The 18976-nt window shown below is 38.4% G+C and carries 17 protein-coding genes; 8 read left to right on the plus strand and 9 right to left on the minus strand.

Going from position 1 to position 18976, the window contains the following annotated elements; genetic code table 11:
* Positions 1-56 precede the first annotated feature (56 nt).
* From ACFIKO_RS01330 to ACFIKO_RS01350, 5 genes are all read left to right on the plus strand, one after another.
* Positions 57-1547 (plus strand): replicative DNA helicase, encoded by a 1491-nt coding sequence (locus ACFIKO_RS01330; protein WP_375619412.1) that lies wholly within the window; start codon positions 57-59, stop codon positions 1545-1547.
* Between the two features lie 6 nt (positions 1548-1553).
* Positions 1554-2930 carry a DNA repair protein RadA gene (gene radA / locus ACFIKO_RS01335; protein ID WP_375673094.1) on the plus strand — a complete coding sequence of 459 codons (1377 nt, stop codon included), beginning with the start codon at positions 1554-1556 and terminating at the stop codon, positions 2928-2930.
* Between the two features lie 127 nt (positions 2931-3057).
* Positions 3058-3639, plus strand: a complete 582-nt coding sequence (locus ACFIKO_RS01340; protein WP_375619410.1) for a CvpA family protein — start codon at positions 3058-3060, stop codon at positions 3637-3639.
* 75 nt (positions 3640-3714) lie between these two features.
* Entirely contained in the window at positions 3715-5208 is a 1494-nt protein-coding gene (gene purF / locus ACFIKO_RS01345; protein WP_375673095.1) for an amidophosphoribosyltransferase, read from the plus strand.
* A gap of 2 nt (positions 5209-5210) precedes the next feature.
* Positions 5211-5960 (plus strand): SDR family NAD(P)-dependent oxidoreductase, encoded by a 750-nt coding sequence (locus ACFIKO_RS01350; RefSeq protein ID WP_375673157.1) that lies wholly within the window; start codon positions 5211-5213, stop codon positions 5958-5960.
* A gap of 70 nt (positions 5961-6030) precedes the next feature.
* On the opposite strand, the gene pssA is transcribed toward ACFIKO_RS01350, so the two are convergent.
* From pssA to cysS, 5 genes are all read right to left on the minus strand, one after another.
* A complete protein-coding gene (gene pssA, locus ACFIKO_RS01355; protein WP_375673096.1) occupies positions 6031-6870 on the minus strand; it encodes a CDP-diacylglycerol--serine O-phosphatidyltransferase in 840 nt (279 codons plus the stop codon).
* 8 nt (positions 6871-6878) lie between these two features.
* Complete coding sequence (locus tag ACFIKO_RS01360; RefSeq protein ID WP_012754948.1) at positions 6879-7577, minus strand: phosphatidylserine decarboxylase; 699 nt, start codon at positions 7575-7577, stop codon at positions 6879-6881.
* A gap of 117 nt (positions 7578-7694) precedes the next feature.
* Complete coding sequence (locus ACFIKO_RS01365) at positions 7695-9578, minus strand: ABCB family ABC transporter ATP-binding protein/permease (RefSeq protein WP_375673097.1); 1884 nt, start codon at positions 9576-9578, stop codon at positions 7695-7697.
* Between the two features lie 116 nt (positions 9579-9694).
* The gene (locus ACFIKO_RS01370) at positions 9695-10366 is read right to left on the minus strand and encodes a DUF421 domain-containing protein (RefSeq protein ID WP_375619406.1); all 672 of its coding nucleotides are present in this window, start codon (positions 10364-10366) and stop codon (positions 9695-9697) included.
* Positions 10367-10411: 45 nt separating this feature from the next.
* The gene (cysS, locus tag ACFIKO_RS01375) at positions 10412-11920 is read right to left on the minus strand and encodes a cysteine--tRNA ligase (protein WP_375619405.1); all 1509 of its coding nucleotides are present in this window, start codon (positions 11918-11920) and stop codon (positions 10412-10414) included.
* A 503-nt stretch (positions 11921-12423) separates the two neighbouring features.
* Here cysS and ACFIKO_RS01380 point away from each other — a divergent pair.
* Positions 12424-12792, plus strand: a complete 369-nt coding sequence (locus ACFIKO_RS01380) for a TIGR02301 family protein (RefSeq protein ID WP_375619404.1) — start codon at positions 12424-12426, stop codon at positions 12790-12792.
* A 410-nt stretch (positions 12793-13202) separates the two neighbouring features.
* Here the strand turns inward: ACFIKO_RS01380 and ACFIKO_RS01385 are convergent, their stop codons facing one another.
* Positions 13203-14531: a dihydroorotase gene (locus tag ACFIKO_RS01385; RefSeq protein ID WP_273788499.1), complete on the minus strand. Its 1329-nt coding sequence runs from the start codon at positions 14529-14531 to the stop codon at positions 13203-13205.
* A 64-nt stretch (positions 14532-14595) separates the two neighbouring features.
* On the opposite strand from ACFIKO_RS01385, the gene ACFIKO_RS01390 reads away from it, so the two are divergent.
* Both ACFIKO_RS01390 and ACFIKO_RS01395 read left to right on the plus strand, forming a co-directional pair.
* Positions 14596-15468: a YgfZ/GcvT domain-containing protein gene (locus ACFIKO_RS01390; protein WP_375673098.1), complete on the plus strand. Its 873-nt coding sequence runs from the start codon at positions 14596-14598 to the stop codon at positions 15466-15468.
* Positions 15461-16078, plus strand: a complete 618-nt coding sequence (locus ACFIKO_RS01395; RefSeq protein WP_375619402.1) for a YfbR-like 5'-deoxynucleotidase — start codon at positions 15461-15463, stop codon at positions 16076-16078. Before ACFIKO_RS01390 ends, ACFIKO_RS01395 begins: the two co-directional genes overlap by 8 nt.
* Before the next feature lie 441 nt (positions 16079-16519).
* Here the strand turns inward: ACFIKO_RS01395 and panB are convergent, their stop codons facing one another.
* From panB to recO, 3 genes are read right to left on the minus strand one after another with little or no spacing between them, the layout of a single operon-like run.
* Positions 16520-17335 carry a 3-methyl-2-oxobutanoate hydroxymethyltransferase gene (panB, locus tag ACFIKO_RS01400; protein ID WP_375619401.1) on the minus strand — a complete coding sequence of 272 codons (816 nt, stop codon included), beginning with the start codon at positions 17333-17335 and terminating at the stop codon, positions 16520-16522.
* Positions 17332-18192, minus strand: coding sequence for a pantoate--beta-alanine ligase (panC, locus tag ACFIKO_RS01405; protein ID WP_375673099.1), 861 nt, complete (start codon positions 18190-18192; stop codon positions 17332-17334). The genes panB and panC overlap by 4 nt, the downstream gene beginning before the upstream one ends.
* A 23-nt stretch (positions 18193-18215) precedes the next feature.
* Entirely contained in the window at positions 18216-18962 is a 747-nt protein-coding gene (gene recO, locus ACFIKO_RS01410; protein WP_375673100.1) for a DNA repair protein RecO, read from the minus strand.
* Positions 18963-18976: the final 14 nt, after the last annotated feature.

Below are 18976 nucleotides of genomic sequence, written 5' to 3' on the forward strand. Positions count from 1 at the left end.
GATTTTCAATTTATCGCCTAAAGTAGCTAGACTTGGAATTTTAGTGGAAAAATATTATGGAAGAAACTAACGTTGTTAATGTCAGCTCTTCAAAAAAAGAAGATTCTCCTTCTTTTCGACAACTTCCGTATAATATTGAAGCTGAACAGGCATTGCTTGGTGCCATCTTTATCAACAATGATTCTCTTGACCGCGTTTCAGATTTTCTAAAACCAGAACATTTTTTTGAACCATTGCATCAAAAAATTTATCATGTTTTATCTCACCTTATTAAAACAGGAAAACGTGTAGATCCAGTTACAATCAAGCCCTATATCCAAATGGAAGAAAAAATTGGAGATATTACTGTATACCAATATGTTGTTCGCTTAGCTACAGAGGCAGTCACTATTATTAACGCTGAAGATTATGGACGCGTCATTTACGATCTTTTTATCCGCCGATCTTTGATTAACCTTGGAACTCAAGTTGTCAATACAGCCTTTGATGCTCCTGTAGAGCTCACGCCTACCCAACAAATTGAAACTGTTGAAAATCAGTTATTTGAGCTAGCAGAAAAAGGGAAATATGGAGGTGGATTTGAAAATTTTAATGAGGCTATCAAAAAAGCTATCGATATGGCAAGCGCTGCGAAAAAGCGCTCTTCACAATTATCAGGGATAGCCACCCATATTAAAACACTTGATGAAAAAATGGGAGGATTACAAGCATCTGACTTAATTATCCTTGCGGGACGCCCTGGTATGGGTAAAACCTCACTAGCTACCAATATTGCCTTTAATATTGCTAACGCTTATAATCGTAATGCCAATATTCAAGAAAATGAAGGTGGTATTGTAGGGTTTTTCTCACTTGAAATGTCCTCAGAACAACTTGCAACACGTATTATTTCTGAACAAACAGAAGTCTCTTCTTCTGATATTCGGCGTGGTAATATTTCAGATGAACAATTTTCAAAGATTATTCGTGCGGTGAACCAACTACAAAAGGCACCACTTTATATTGATCAAACTGGGGGAATATCAATTACGCAATTGGCTGCTCGTGCACGGCGTCTCAAGCGACAACATGGTTTAGATATCTTGTTTATTGACTATATCCAACTCATGACAAGCAGTTCAAAGCGTTCATCAGAAAATCGTGTTCAAGAGATCACAGAAATTACCACAGGATTAAAAGCATTAGCGAAAGAATTGAATATTCCTATTATCGCTCTCTCTCAACTTTCCCGTCAAGTAGAAAATAGAACAGATAAACGTCCACAACTCTCAGATTTACGTGAATCTGGTTCAATTGAGCAAGATGCCGACATTGTTCTGTTTGTCTATCGCGAAGAATATTATCTCAAAAATGAAGAACCAAAGTTAGGCAGCTTGGAACATACAAAATGGCAAGAAATAATGGACAAAGCTTTTGGAAAAGCTGATGTTATTATTGCAAAACAGCGCCATGGGCCGACAGGAATCGTGCCACTTGCCTTTCAATCTGATTTCACACGATTCAGTGATCTGGCCGATAGCAATTATCTTCCAGAGCAAATTGGTTAAATCAACATGGCGCGTAATCGTATTCAATTTATCTGTCAAAATTGTGGAACTATCCATTCTCGTTGGGCAGGAAAATGTAGTGCTTGTGGAGAATGGAATTCCCTTATCGAAGAAACTATAAATGGCGGCATAGGAAGTGGTCCTAAGCAGAGTGCTCGTAAAGGACGCATCGTCACACTCACATCTCTTTCTGGAAATATCGAAGATGCTCCACGTATTCATTCTGGTATTGCTGAACTTGATCGTGTTACCGGTGGGGGCTTTGTCCGTGGATCGGCACTCCTTGTTGGTGGTGACCCAGGTATTGGTAAATCAACATTGCTGACACAAACAGCTGCTGCTTTATCACGCAAAGGATATAATGTCATCTATGTTTCAGGTGAAGAGGCTATTGCGCAAATTTGTCTGCGCGCACAAAGGCTGGAAGCTAACAATACAGAGGTAAAACTTGCTGCTGAAACCAATGTTGAAGATATTCTGGCAACCTTAAGCGAACATAAAAACCTTGATATGGTGATTATCGATTCAATTCAAACCCTATGGTCAGATACAGCAGATTCATCACCCGGCACTGTCACACAAGTACGTATCGGTGCTCAAGCAATGATCCGTTTTGCCAAGAAAACAGGAGCCGCCGTTGTTCTTGTTGGTCATGTTACAAAAGATGGGCAAATTGCTGGTCCTCGAGTTGTTGAACATATGGTTGATGGCGTTCTCTATTTTGAGGGTGAAGGAGGACATCATTATCGCATTCTTAGAACTGTAAAAAATCGCTTCGGACCAACAGATGAAATTGGTGTCTTTGAAATGTCTGATAAAGGATTACGCGAAGTGATAAATCCATCCGAATTGTTTTTAGGAGAACGTAATGAAAAAGCACCAGGTGCTGCTGTTTTTGCGGGAATGGAAGGGACACGCCCGATACTCGTAGAAATTCAAGCGCTTGTTGCTCCTTCTTCCCTTGGGACACCAAGACGTGCGGTTGTCGGATGGGATGGAAATCGCCTTTCTATGATTCTTGCCGTTTTAGAAGCCCATTGCGGCATTCGTTTTGGACAGCATGATGTCTATCTGAACGTAGCGGGTGGATACCGCATATCAGAACCCGCTGCCGATTTAGCTGTAGCCGCTGCTTTGGTATCCTCTCTTGCCAATATCGCATTGCCAACGGATTATGTATATTTTGGTGAAGTCAGTCTTTCAGGAGCTACCCGCGCTGTTTCACATTCAGCACAGCGCATCAATGAAGCAAAAAAACTCGGCTTTCAAGGAGCATTTCATCCCATAACAACAACCGAAATGATGAAGTCGCTCAATTTTCAACAAAAAACTTTCTCCGACCTTCCCGAACTCGTTGCTACTCTTACCGTAAGTAAAAAATGATCTGCACCATAGATATGATAATATAGAAAAAACTCTATAAAATACAAAAGATCCTTGCTATAAGAACAAAAAATATATTTGCACATAGACTTAGAAGAACACAACTTTATGTATAAGGAACAAACAAATGATCATAACAATCCTTGATGGAATTGTCGTAGTAATCATCCTGTTGTCCGCTTTTCTTGCTATGCTTCGAGGGTTTTCACGTGAAGTGTTATCGTTGATTTCTTGGGCAGTTGCAGCTATTACGACACTGTTTTTATTCAAGCCTGTCTTACCTTTCTTTGAACACTATCTCTCTAATAAAATGATTGCATTGATCACAACATTGGTCACGATTTTTATTATTGTTCTCATTATTACTTCAATTATTACAATGAAGATCTCTGATTTTATTATTGATAGTCGAATTGGTATCCTTGACCGTGCTATTGGTTTTATTTTTGGAGCACTTCGCGGTTTACTTATCATGGTCATCGGTATATTGCTGATTAATGCACTGATTAAACCCGAGCTTCAAGCGAATTGGTTAAAAAATGCAAAAACAAGGCCTATTTTAGATTCACTAGGACAAAAAGTTTGGGAAATACTCCCAAAAGATATTGGATCGGTTCTCGAAAAGGCGGAAAATTTGTTTAAAGACAGCAATAAACATACGTATGAGCAACACTCTCATGAAAAGATAATTTTAAAAAATAGAGAATAGCTTTTCATGAGGAAAGAGAACTAAATGATGTAGAATGTGATATTAATGATTCCTTCGTATCACAACTGAAAGAATATGATGATAAAGAGTGATGTTTTCTGTCAAGAATTTTCATTAGATGATGATACCCTTCATGAAGAATGTGGCGTTTTTGGTATTCTTGGGCATGAAGATGCAGCAACATTAACAGCTCTTGGACTCCACGCACTTCAGCATCGTGGGCAAGAAGCGGCTGGTATTGTTTCCTACCATAATAAAATGTTTCATCAAGAAAAGCATTTAGGTCTTGTTGGTGATCACTATACAAATCCTACAACACTTGCACGCTTACCAGGAAATCGCGCTATTGGACATACCCGTTATTCAACAACTGGAGAAGTAGCATTACGCAATGTTCAACCCCTTTTTGCTGAATTGAAAGCTGGAGGCATTGCTATTGCTCATAATGGTAATCTTACCAATGGTCTTACATTACGCCGTGAACTCATCGCTTCTGGAGCTATCTGTCAATCAACATCAGATTCAGAAGTTTTTCTTCATCTTATTGCCCGCTCACGTTATGAATCGTCCTCTGATCGTTTTGTTGATGCAATTCGGCAAGTAGAAGGTGGGTATGCTATGTTAGCGCTCACGCGTACAAAGCTTATTGCTGCACGCGATCCAACAGGGATTAGACCCCTCGTCATGGGGGAACTTGATGGTAAGCCTATTTTTTGTTCTGAAACTTGTGCTCTTGATATTATTGGAGCAAAGTATGTCCGTGATGTTAAAAATGGGGAGATCATCATATGTGAAATACAAAAAAATGGGGAAATTACTAAAAAAATTATAAAACAAAAAAATGAAAAACCAGAAAAACTTTGCTTGTTTGAATATGTTTATTTTGCCCGTCCGGACTCAATCGTTGGAGGTCGTAGTGTCTATGCAACACGCAAAAATATGGGAATCCGTTTAGCACAGGAAGCTCCTTGTGAGGGTGATGTTGTGGTTCCTGTTCCTGATGGAGGAACTCCTGCTGCAATTGGCTATGCACAAGAAATTGGAATTCCCTTCGAGCTTGGTATTATTCGTAATCACTATGTTGGTCGTACTTTTATCGAACCAACACAACAAATTCGTGCTTTTGGTGTCAAGTTAAAACATTCTGCAAACCGTCCTGTGATTGAAAAAAAACGTGTTATTCTTGTTGATGACTCTATTGTACGTGGAACAACATCCCTTAAAATTGTGCGAATGCTCCGTGATGCAGGAGCAAAAGAAGTTCATATGCGCATTTCTAGCCCTATGATTTTCTATCCCGACTTTTATGGTATTGATACACCTAAAGTTGAAAGCCTTTTAGCAAATCAATATCCAGATTTAAAATCTATGTGTGATTTTATTGGAGCGGATTCATTAGAATTTCTTTCAACGGATGGATTATATCTTGCTGTAGCAGGGGAAAAACGGAATAACGCCGATCCACAATTTACTGACCATTATTTTACTGGATATTATCCTACGCAACTGGTTGATCAAGAAAATCTCTCCAAAACTCATCAATCATCTGTTCTTAAAACAAGAGATTAATGATGACAAAATGTGACTTTAATCTCCATGGGCGTGTTGCACTTGTTACTGGCGCATCAAGAGGAATTGGCTATTATTTGGCACTCGAGCTTGCTGCACGCGGCGCTCATATTATTGCTCTTGCACGAACAGTCAGTGGACTTACTGAATTAGATAATCAAATCCAAGAAAAAGGGGCTCATGCAACCCTTGTTCCCCTTGACTTGCATCATATGGAAAACATCGATACTCTTGCTATCTCAATTGCCAAACGCTGGAAAAAACTTGATATTATCGTTGCAAACGCAGGAATCCTTGGAACACTCTCACCAATAGCGCATATAGAAAACACGGTATTTGAAGATGTTTTTCAAATAAATCTTTTCAGCCAATGGCGCTTAATGAAAGCTGTTGAGCCTTTATTACGTGAATCTGATGCTGGACGAGCCATTCTGTTATCCTCAAGCGTTGCGCATACTACGCGCCCTTTCTGGGGAGCTTATGCAGCCTCTAAAGCTGCTTTAGAGGTGATTGCCCGCTGTTGGGCAGAAGAACTCAAACAAACCCCTATTAAGATTAATTGTGTCAACCCTGGTGCAACACGCACTGCCATGCGCGCTGAAGCTATGCCCGGTGAAGATCCACAAACTCTCCCTTCACCACAAGAGGTTGCAAAAAAGATAGTACATTTGCTATCACCTGATTTAAAGGAAACTGGAAAACTCTTTAATGTCCATAAAAATCGGTTTGTAGATTATCATGTACCTGATTGATCATCATCGGAGAAGTACATCGTTTAACTCTCTCTTTTTCCTGTACTTCTCAACAGAAGAATGAAATACTTTATGATTCTTGGATAGCTTTAGCATCAGCCTTTTTCTCTTCTAAAGTAGCACGTTTATTATAAGCGATAAAACTACAGGGGAGAAAAATCATATAGCTAACAGCTGTAATCAATAAAGTTTTCCATGTGTAAGTCGCAAGAAAACCGACATAAATAACAATAATCAACATGCACGGTATAACGATATCGCGCCTTAAATTTTGATCAATTGTTTTTGCATTCCATACTGGTAAACGACTAATCAAAAGAAAAGCAATAATTACAGTATAAAGACTAAAAAATAATGCCCACCCCCAATTGGGGACCAAACCAAGAGCGCCTAAATAGGTAGGCAATAAAAGGAGTAATGCTCCTGCTGGTGCTGGAACACCAACAAAATAACTTTTCTGCCACTTAGGTATATTGGTGTTATCCAACATCACATTAAAACGTGCTAATCGCAAACAACAAGCAACACAATAAACAAGGGCTGCAACCCAACCAATGTGATTTGCTTGATTCAAGATAAAGGAATAAACAATAAGTGCAGGGGTAACACCAAAATTTATAACATCAGCAAGAGAATCCATCTGTGCCCCAAAAGATGAACTACCATCTATTAAACGGGCAATGCGACCATCAGCACCATCTAAAACTGCGGCCAAAAGCACCATTAAAATAGCAGCTTCATAGCGATGTTCAAAAGCCAAACGAATGCTGCTCATCCCTGCACAAATTGCTAAAATAGTAATGATATTGGGAATGACATACCGCATTGATGTAGGTGAACGCCGCCGACTTGCAACATCATCATGCTGCCCCTCAGGATTGAATGAAGAAAATGGCGAAAAATTTTTCATTGTGAGTCCTAATCGTATCTGAAGTCCGTTGTGGCACTCTTATCATCAAAAGAACCCAAAACTGTTTCTCCAGCAATTGCTGTCTGTCCAACTGCAACACGCAATTTCATTTCAGTTGGTATATAAATATCAAGGCGAGAACCAAAACGAATCAATCCAAATCGCTCACCAGTCATAACGGCATCGTTTTCTTTTGACCAACAAACAATCCGGCGTGCAACCATTCCCGCTATTTGTACGATACCGATTTTACCATGTTTGCTATCAATTACCACCCCATTACGCTCATTAAACTGGCTAGCTTTATCAAACTCAGCATTGGTAAATCGACCTGGATGATAAACGATAGACTCTACTGTACCACTGATAGGAATACGATTAATATGGCATGAAAAAATATCCATAAAAATGGAAATACGGATCATTTCATCTTTCCCTAATCCTAATTCTTCAGGTGGAACACATGATTCCACAAATGAAATACGCCCATCTGCAGGCGACATAACCCAATTTGAATTCAAAGGGACCACACGATCTGGATCACGGAAAAAGTATATACACCACACCGTGAGAACGAGACCAAACCAAAACAACGGACTCCATATCCAACCAAGGATGAGCGAAATAACAAAAAACGCTACAATAAAAGGATAACCTTCTTTATGAACCGGTACAAAGCTATTATGGAAAGATTGCAGAATACTCATATAATTTCCTATTCATCGTAAACTTAAACAAGCAACAAATCTTTTTGTTCCTCTTGTATCTTTTTATGTATTTAATCAATCACTCCATATAAAGATATAGATTACATTTTGCCCTATTTATTTTTTACGATTAACAACACTCGTCTCATCTTCTTCACGTATTTTACGTAATTTTTCTTCAGCTTTCGATGCTTCAAGCTGCTTATTCCACATTGAAGCATATAAACCTTTCTTGCGTAAAAGCTCTGTATGCGTCCCATTTTCAATAATACGACCACTTTTAAGAACCAAAATTTCATCAGCATTGATAACAGTAGAAAGACGGTGAGCAATAATCAATGTTGTACGCCCACGGCTTACAATATCCAATGCTTGTTGAATTTCCTGTTCCGTCGCCGTATCAAGAGCCGATGTTGCTTCATCTAGAATAAGAAGTGGGGGGGCTTTTAAAAGTGTCCGTGCAATAGCCACACGTTGTTTCTCACCACCTGATAATTTGAGACCTCGCTCTCCTACCATAGACTGAAAACCTTCCGGTAAAATTTCAATAAATTTTGATATTTGTGCCATTTCAGCAGCTTTGCGCATCTCTTCATCTGTAGCACTTGGACGCCCATAGCAAATATTATAGGCAATTGTATCATTAAATAACACTGTATCCTGTGGGACCATGCCAATCGCTTCACGCAAACTCTTTTGTGTTACGTCACGAATATCCTGCCCGTCAATTGTGATAGAACCCGCATCAACATCATAAAACCGAAAAAGCAACCGAGAAATAGTCGATTTACCTGCACCAGATGGACCGACAATGGCGACTGTTTTCCCTCCAGGAACTTCAAAATCAATATCTCTGAGAATCTGACGTGTCGAATCATAGGAAAACTTTACCTGATGAAAACGAATGGTCCCATCGCTTATCTCTAAAGATTTAGCATCCGATTTATCAACGATCTCCTTCTGAACATCTAAAAGATCAAACATTGCTTCAATATCCGTTAAACCTTGTCGAATATCACGATAAATTGAACCAATAAAATTCAGTGGAATGGAAAGTTGCATTAAAAGTGCATTAATAAAAACAAAATCTCCCAAAGTTTGTGTCTTATAAAAAACTTCATAAGCTGACATCAGCATCATGATCGTCATTCCAATACCAAAGATAAGAGCCTGACCAAAATTAAGCCAGCTTAACGATGTCCAAATCTTTGTTGCGGCTTTTTCATAACCTACCATAGAAGCATCAAATCGATCGGCTTCTAGAGTTTCATTGCCAAAATATTTGACCGTTTCAAAATTCAAAAGAGAATCAACAGCACGCGTATTGGCCTCAGTATCTGCTGTATTCATTTGTTGCCGAATACGAATGCGCCAATCACTCGCCTTAATGGTAAACAAGATATATAATCCAACCGTTGCAACAACGATGAGAAGATAATGCCACCCATAACTTATATAAAATACAAGTGCCGTTAATATAAATTCTAGAACTGTCGGTACTGTGTTCAGAATTGAAAATCTTACGATCGCTTCAATTCCTTTTGTACCACGCTCAATCACACGAGAAAGCCCACCAGTTCGGCGTTCCAAATGAAATCGCAAGGATAACTCATGCATATGTACAAAGGTTTTATAAGCCAATTGACGAACAGCATATTGACCAACAGTGGCAAAAAGGGAATCGCGTAATTGATTTAATCCAGCCTGCATAATACGTGCGACATTATAAGCCAAAACGAGCATGATGGGAATAATTAAACTGGATGGGAACCATTCAGGTAGCTGAAAGCTTGAATCAAGCACATTCGTAGAATATTTAAAGAAATACGGTACAGATATGAGAACGAGCTTAGCCAAAACAAGATAAAATATTGCCCATAGCACACGTATTTTTAGATCACGTCGCCCTACTGGCCACATATAGGGCCATAAATTGTAAAGTGTGTGCAGAGTTCTCCCTGTATCTGATGATACAGTTTTTGTCATTTCATTGCGTTTCATAAAGTCCTTACTTCTCTATCATCCACACGAAAAAGGCAAAATACCCCCCTGTGGTTGTTTATAGATTTATCTCTTCATTACGCTTCCAATAAGCTATACCCACTCATTATTTAAAGTTAGACTGTTTTTGAAAAAGGAACAAGAAATAATCCACTATACAATTTATTATTTTGATCTGTATTTTCATACCACTCTGCTGCAAATAAATTTTCAACTTTTACATGTTTTTTTTTCAATTCTGCCTGAAGCCACTTTTTTGTTTTACCAATCTCTTTAAGTCCATCATCAATAACTTCACCATTTTCTATTAAAATCGTCGATTTCTTCCCCTCTTCCTTTTTAATGACAGTGAAATCACCATTGGTTTCCAAACGAACAAAAGCGGCTTCATGTAAGTGACACCCTTTAAGACGTAACATCGTAATGAGATTATTAACATTGATCCCTAAGTTCTTAATCTTATCTATTTGGAAAACCCCATCTAAAACTAATGTAACATTCCGCCCTGCAATAAGACGACGAAAAAAAACTGAATAGCGTGCAAAAAAATTAAAAGATGTAATCAAGGTTTGCCAGATGAGTAAAACAAGCAATAATTGAATGCTACTAATATTCTGATTATAAATAACGCCTCCAATAATACCTCCCATAACAAAATTACTGACCAAATCAACTGGTGTCATCTGACTAAGACTGCCCCGCCCCGTCGTTCTTAAAATAAATAAGAAGGCAACAAGACCTACAGCCAGCTTAAGCGCGATATATCCATAATGATATAAAAATTCCATCAAACTTTCCTCCCTTTATTTATGTAAGCTGCTGGAATAGGAAAATTAAAATCGTTTTATTTCCCACACAGTTATGCGCTCACCACTCTGCGGATCCTTACTGTCTTTTAAAAGAACCCCCTCGGCTGCAAGCTCATCACGAATTGTATCCGCTGCTTCCCACTCTTTATTATGGATAAGTCGTAGTCTTTCAGCAATACGTTGATCAATAAATTTTGAATCAAGAAAAGTTTTTTTTATAAATAATGGGCAGTCTATTTCTTTAATCCATTCTTGTCGTAACAGTCCTAATAAATTCATCCCATTAGCAAGAGCCAGCGCATTCCCTTCTTTATAGAACTTTCGCAAAAGAGTCAGTGCTTTTGGAGTATTAAGATCATCACTGAGTGCATCTATCAAAGTATCATTAATTGCTTCATTGTTTTCCATCTCACTTTTTTTGCTGCGAAGCAATTCATACCAACGATACAGTTCGCCACTCGATTGTATTAAACGCTGCGCTGTCCAATTTAATGGTTCACGATAATGCGTTTGCAACATCGAAAAACGCGCAGACAAACCAGCCCAATTTTTCTTCATTTCATCGATTAAAATACCATTAAACTCCAAAAAATTATTTTCTAAAACAGAACGAATAGTGATGAAATCGCCAAAGCTTTTCGACATCTTTTTGCCTTCAACTTGTAAAAAACCATTATGCATCCAAAAATTTGCCATTCGCTCCGTCCCAAAAGCTGAACAACTTTGTGCAATCTCGTTTTCATGATGAGGAAAAATTAAATCAAGTCCACCACCATGGATATCAAAAACATTCGCGGTTGGATCATCACAAGTTAAACCACCGCCATAGGGCGCTAATAACTTTGCCATTGACATCGCAGAACATTCAATATGCCAACCTGGACGACCTAAAACAGGAATTCCGGCCGGCGATTCCCAACCTGGCTCCCCTTCCACAGAAGGTTTCCATAAAACAAAATCCATCTCTTCCCTTTTATAAGCAGCAACATCAATACGCGCCCCCGCCCTCATTTCATCTAAAGAACGATTTGCAAATGCCCCATAGTGGGGAGGATTTTTTATGCTACTTACAGAAAATAATATATGATTTTCCGCTTTATAAGCGTGCCCCTTTTCAAGCAATCTTTCAATTAAAGAGCGCATTTCCTCTAAATGCTCGGTTGCGCGCGGCTGACTGGTTGGTAATAGACAACCAAGTGCTATTGTATCTTGTTGAAACTGGAAATATGTACGTTCTGTTAATTGACGAATGGCGTCATTCAATGACAAGTTTGGATATTCAAAAGCTGCTCGTGCATTAATTTTATCATCAACATCTGTAATATTACGCGCATATAGAACATGCTCATTGCCATAAACATGACGCAATAAACGAAATAAAATATCAAAAACAATGACAGGGCGTGCATTTCCTATATGCGCATAATCATAAACTGTCGGACCACAAACATAAAGACGTACTCTTGTCGGATCTATTGGTGTAAAATTTTCTTTTTTACGTGTCAGCGTATTATAAAATCGCAACTCTCTCATTATTGACTCCATAGACGATACTATGCACCGCTCCTTTTAGATGCATCTTATCTCAAATTATCGTATTACGCGGTTTAGGCTAAAAACTTTTTTCTTATAGTAAATTCTTCTTACCATTTTCCCATTGTATTCACGGCTGTATCCATCATTTATCATAAAAACAATCTATTTTATTTGATTGAACAAAAGCATTCTATCATTAGAGATGCTTTCTCTTCTTAAAGAAAACGAGCTTAGAAAAAATTCTATAGGCAACACAATATAAAATAAACCTATGTGAAAAATAGATAGCTTTCAGGAAGCAAATCTTAAATTTTTAACCACACAAAGCTTCGTCAGTATTTTCAATATTCCACGATGGGTTCCTTACTGCCTCTTACGCCCTATATTTTATAATCAATAATTGAGAATAATGTAGCAATTAACTCTATTTTTTTACACAGTTCTCATGACAAAATTATTTTATCTGTACAGAGTTTTATTCAAAGAAAGCAATAAAAATAATGCATAATAGATTGATGAACATCATTATTTTAATATTTCTTGTCATTTCAATGCCAACCTTTGCGCAACAATCTCCACCTTATGAAAAAAAATTACTCCGACTAGCAGAAATTTTGGGATCATTGCATTCTCTGCAAAATCTTTGCGAGCCTCCAACAAACCAATGGTATGATTATATGAATGCACTAATTGAAGCAGAACACCCCATTCCACAAAGACGTGCTTATTTTTATGAAGCGTTTAATGAAGCGTATCGTGCTTTCTCAGAAAATTATCACCATTGTACACAAACAGCCATTGAAGCCAATCAAAGATACATAAAGGAAGGAAGAATTTTATCTGAAAACCTCCTCATGCATTATAAATAATTAATCTATACAAAAAGTATCTTTCTCCATTTTAGCGATATCAATGATATTCCTCTCACAAATGCGGGGAGCAATAAACCAGCTCTGAAAATAGAGAAACTTTTAAAGAATAATGTCTCGATACGCTTTTATTCGTATAAGCGCCTTTTTCCCATACAAAATCGTTCTTTGGCTTCCTCCCCACACCTCAAAGGATGAAGATTGTTAACTAAATTTGCTCTGTAAATAATCTAGGTTCTTGTGAATAAGATTCTTCTTGGCTTCCCACTCATGTAATTTGCTTCATAGTTTCTACAAATAAGCCTAAGAATATTCACCCCGCATAAAAAATACTTATGTGCCAAAGAGGCTGACATACCCTATATCATCACTCTAAAAGATGATATTTTACGGCATACTTTTTAATCTGTTTACACCAAAGTTTCCATAAATTTAACAGGCTCTCCTTGTGAAGGTGTGACAATTTCACCTTCCCACATAACGCGCATACCACGGATAATAGTCCCAACAGGCCAACCTTTAACTTTTTGACCATCATAAGGTGTCCAACCGGCACGCGAACCAATTAAGCCATTCGTAATAATTTCTTCTCTCTTAAGATCAACAATGGTTAAATCAGCATCGTACCCAACAGCAATGCGCCCTTTACAGCTTATACCAAAAATACGACTAGGGCCATGTGAAGTGAGATCAACAAAACGTTCAAGAGATATTTTTCCTTCATTCACATGTGTCAACATAATTGCTGCTGTTGTTTGCACCCCTGTCATTCCTGAAGGTGAAGAGGGATAAGGTTGAAGTTTTTCTTCAAGAGTATGAGGCGCATGATCTGAGCCTAAGACATCAATAATTCCTTGTTGAACACCGTACCAAAGAGCTTCACGGTGGCGCGACTCACGAATAGGCGGATTCATCTGAATTAATGTACCAAACTTCTTATAATCATCAGCCGTGAGAGTCAAATGATGTTGTGTCACTTCAATTGTTGCAACATCCTTATGTTTTTTTAGAAAATCAATTTCTTCTTCTGTCGAAAGATGTAACACATGAATCCGTGCTTTCGTCTCATGGGCAATTTTTACCAAACGCTGCGTACATTTTAATGCCGCAACTTCATCACGCCAAATCGGATGTGACGATGCATCCCCTTCAATACGCAATATTTTACGCTCTTTGAGCCTCGCCTCATCTTCAGAATGAAAAGCTGCACGACGGCGTGTATTCTTCAAAATAAGGCGTACACTTTCATCATCATCAACCAAAAGATCACCGGTAGAGGACCCCATAAAGACTTTAATTCCAGCCGCACCAGGAAGTCTTTCTAACTCAGAGAGTTCATGGGCATTTTCACGCGTTCCTCCAACCCAAAATGCAAAATCACAATGCATTCGATGAAATCCGCGTTTAACCTTATCGTTTAATGTTTCTTCTGATGTTGTCAACGGATTGGTATTAGGCATTTCAAAAACTGCCGTAACACCCCCTAACACAGCAGAATACGAGCCACTTTCCAAATCCTCCTTATATTCATTTCCTGGCTCACGAAAATGCACTTGGCTATCAATAATTCCTGGTAAAATATGAAGCCCCGTACAATCAATGACCTCACTAGCCGATGCACATGTAAGGTTGCCTATTTCAGCAATACGACCATTTGTAATACCAATATCACGCTTGCTTCTTCCATCATGATTCACAAGTGTTGCACCTTTAAAAATTGTATCAAATGTTTTAAACATAGCCACGCTCCTTACATATTGCTCACTTATCGATTATGTAACTTTGAGCAGAAAGGCAAGAACCATGATTGAAAAACAAAATGCCATTTGCTTAAAAAACCGCGGACTTATTCAAATTACAGGCGAAGAAGCAACAGATTTTCTACAATCCTTGATCACGACAGATGTAAAAAAAATCAGTCCACAGGAACTTTTCCCTGGAGCCCTTTTATCCCCACAAGGAAAGGTTCTTGCTGATTTTCTTATCGGAAAAAAAGAAAATGGTTACCTGATTGATATCAGGATGCCTTTAGCTGATACGCTTCACCAACGTCTGTTGCTCTATAAGCTGCATAAAAAAGTAGAAATTACACAACCATTACAAGAGCTTGTTACGGTTTCTTTGAATAAAGAATCAGATGCTTTAAATTTTGATTCAAGTTTTGTTGATAAACGCTTCCCACAACAAGAAAAAATAATACGAATCTATGGCAAAAAACCTTTTTTGACTTCAGAATATCATGATACATGGAATCAATTGCGTATCCGTTATGCAATTGCGGAAAGTGGTCAAGACTATGAAGTTGGTAAAGTCTTTCCTCATGATATTAATTACGATCAAATCAATGGACTCTCATTCAATAAAGGATGTTATATTGGACAAGAAATTGTTTCACGAATGCACCACCGCCGTGCAGCACGTCGCCGTATTTTTATTGTAAAAGGCCAGTGTGAATTAACCCCTCAATCTAGCATTGAAGCAGGAACAAAAGTGCTTGGCTACTTGGGAACGTGTGTAGAAAATGAGGCTCTCGCTTTAATGCGTATTGACCACGTCAAAGATTCTATGGACCATAACATCCCCTTTACTGTAAAAAACATTCCTGTCACTATAAACATTGCTGAAAATATGAATTTTACCTTTCCTGAAAATACTATAGAAAATACGCATGGCTAAAGCTGAATTATTAAAAAATGGAGAAGCACGCGCTTGGCAAAGAATGCTTTCTGGACGCAGACTTGATCTTCTCAACCCTTCTCCTTTTGATGTTGAAATTGAAGATATTGCCCATGGACTTTCTCGCGTGGCACGTTGGAACGGTCAAACACGAGGGGAGCATGCCTATTCTGTTGCACAACATTCACTTTTGGTTGAACAAATATTTCAAAAACTTTTTCCACAATCGGGACGCAACGAATGTCTTTATGCTCTTCTTCATGATGCTCCAGAATATGTCATCGGCGATATGATTTCCCCCTTTAAAGCTGTCATAGGAAAACAATATGAACGCATTGAAAAGGGCATCCAAGATGCTATCCACATGCGCTTTTCTCTTCCCGTTGATCTTTCTCAAAAACTTTTAAAAAAAATCAAACAAGCCGACCGTATCGCTGCATATTATGAAGCGATTACGCTTGCTGGATTTAGTACAGAAGAAGCCCTTCGCTATTTTGGCTCTCCCAATAATATTTTACCCGATGATCTTAATTTATACCCCTATTCTACCCAACAAATTGAAAACGCATTTTTAACTCGCTTCAATGACTTGGATGCCCAAAGATTATAGACTCTTCGCATTGTTTCTTCCTTATCATTAAAGACTCATCACACTGATTTATAATAATAATTCATTGTTTTTTCATGTTGAATGAGAGCCCTAATATCGTGAGATTCACTCATTTCAAATCTGTTTATATTGAATCAATCAAAATCATTCTCTTGCACGTCATAAGTGGGACCGGCATATGGGTAAAAACTTTTAAAGAAAGAATTTGAAATGTCTCTTATGAAGCGTAAAGATGCTAGTGCTCTGTAAATTGTACACTTCATAGGAGCTTTACCGTTATACCATTCACAAAAGCCGTCGCGAAATAGGAGTTGAGTTCCTTAAGAAAGCTTTCTTAAAAAAATCACAGCTCAAATTGCATACAAAATATATGAAATAATACACTTTCATTATCAAAATAACAAATGTTCCCTTGTAAAACTTTTCATCTTAAACTGAAGTTTATTTTAGTTTATAAACTTCATTATCCGCTGGGAAAGCACGAGATGTGACATCCTCTGCATAATTCTTTATTGCAGTGTCCATGGCTTGTTCAAGGTCTCCATAACGGCGTACAAATTTTGGCACATGAGCACCATAGCCCAACATATCTTCCATAACCAATACTTGTCCATCGCACTGATTGGATGCACCAATACCGATCGTAGGGATAGAAAGCTTTTCTGTCAGTTTTACTGCTAAAGGTTCGACAATCCCTTCTAAAACAATAGCAAAAGCACCGGCCTCCTCAATTGCAGCCCCATCGGCTTCAATTCTTTGCCAATCACTCTGTTTTCGTCCTTGTGTTTTGAAACCACCAAAACGATTCACCGCCTGGGGTGTAAGACCGATGTGCCCCATCACTGGAATGCCACGTTTACACAAAAAATCAATTGTTTCCGCTATATAAACACCACCTTCAAGCTTAACTGCACCACACCCCGTTTGAGCAAGAATACGCGATGCATTAAAAAAAGCTTGCTCTGGACTTTCCTCATAAGAGCCAAAAGGCATATCAATAACCACAAGAGCTTTTTGAGATCCACGCACCACGGCTTGTCCGTGTAAAATCATCATATCTAAATTAACAGGAAGCGTTGTCTCAAACCCATACACAACCATACCAACGCTATCACCAACCAAAAGGATATCGCAATATGGATCAGCAATCCGCGCAGTATAAGCCTGATAAGCTGTTAAGGAAACAATTGGCTGTTGTCCCTTTCTTGCACGTATTTCGGAAGATGTTATACGCTTTACGGTTTTATGTACACTCATTTTCCGCCCTTCTCTTGCAATATATATTGATCAATCAGCCTTACCTCTCCAAAGCGAACAGTAAGAAGTAAAACTGCTGGTTTATTCAATGTTCCTTTAATCACGCATAAAGTTTCCATATCCCGTAAATCTATTGCTTCAATGATTGCACGCGTTTCTTGTTGTAAAATATCACGAACAGTTTTGCATAATTTATCAACCGACCGTTCACCTTCATGGTAAAGCTTTTCAGCTGCTTTCCCACTTTCAGGAATAATTTTGGCAGCTTTACGATCTTCTAATGTTAAAAACTGATTGCGTGAAGAACAAGCTACACCATCTGACTCCCGTAGAATAGGAACTCCAACAATTTCAATAGGAAAAGCCAAATCTTCAACCATACGCCGAATAATTAAAATTTGTTGAAAATCCTTTTCCCCAAAAAAAGCCTTATCTGGTTGGACAATGTTAAAAAGTTTAGCAACAACGCTTGTTACACCACAAAAGTGCCCTGGACGTAATTTTCCCATCAAAATACGTGATAATTTTTTCACTTGCACAATTGTATCATTTCCTAGTGGCCACATTTCATCTACAGAAGGGGCAAAAACACATTCAACACCTGCTTCTTTTAACAAAGCACAATCGCCCTTCAAATCTCTTGGATATTGAGAAAAATCTTCATGAGGTCCAAATTGCTTTGGATTGACAAAAATAGAAACCACTACGCGATCACACATTGCTCTTGCATACTGTACTAATGCAAGATGACCATCATGCAATGCCCCCATTGTTGGAACAAAACCAATCAAAAAACCTAAACGTCGTTCCTCTGAAGTATATTGGCGGACTTCAGCAATTGTCTTTAAAACTTTCATTTTCCCATTCAATTATCATCAGATCAACAAATTAATGCTTGTATACCAAATTGGCGCTCAAACAATTGTATCAAATTCATGCGCACTGACGGCTGCTTTATATCTCGTGGCTCCCAGACATGACGCATAAGAAAAAAACCCGTCAGTATAAAACCATTTATTATGTCACTAGAATCAGTAGGACGAATCGTTCTTTGCACAAGAAACTGTGGTAGAATGAGAAGCTTTTTTTTCCAAAGTTCCCCTGCTTCTTCACAGACAGCCCGTCCAGATTTTGGTGATACGTAATGAAGCCTTTCCTGACGACCTGTTGCAGCACAACAAGATAAATCAAGCCCAAAACCAAGTTCTTCAAGAAGCCGCATTTCAAAACGTACAAGCAATTCTGCATTTACAAATGGTTCATCAAAATTCTGCATAAAAAGGTGTAAAATATCATATAAAACGGGGTGCGGATCACGTTCGGGAAGAAGCCGCAAATGAAAAGCTATCAATTGCAAAGCATAAAGTGCTTCTGGTAGACAGATTAATCGTGCCGCATGTAAATCAAGAGCTTCAAGCCGAAAAAGTCCCAAATGTTCTTCTAAACGAGCCCACCATTCAGCCTCCACAAAATTTCCAGGTTGAAGAAGAGCAGCCATACGACGCGATCGCCCCCCTTTTACCACTCCCATATAACGACCATGTTCACGTGTCATAACCTCAAGAATAACACTTGTTTCACCATATTGGCGTGTACCAAGAATAACGGCTTGTTCTTTCCACTTCATTTTACTTTAATTAT

This window comes from Bartonella sp. TS82HLJMH (genome assembly GCF_042193495.1).
Taxonomy (GTDB): domain Bacteria; phylum Pseudomonadota; class Alphaproteobacteria; order Rhizobiales; family Rhizobiaceae; genus Bartonella; species Bartonella grahamii.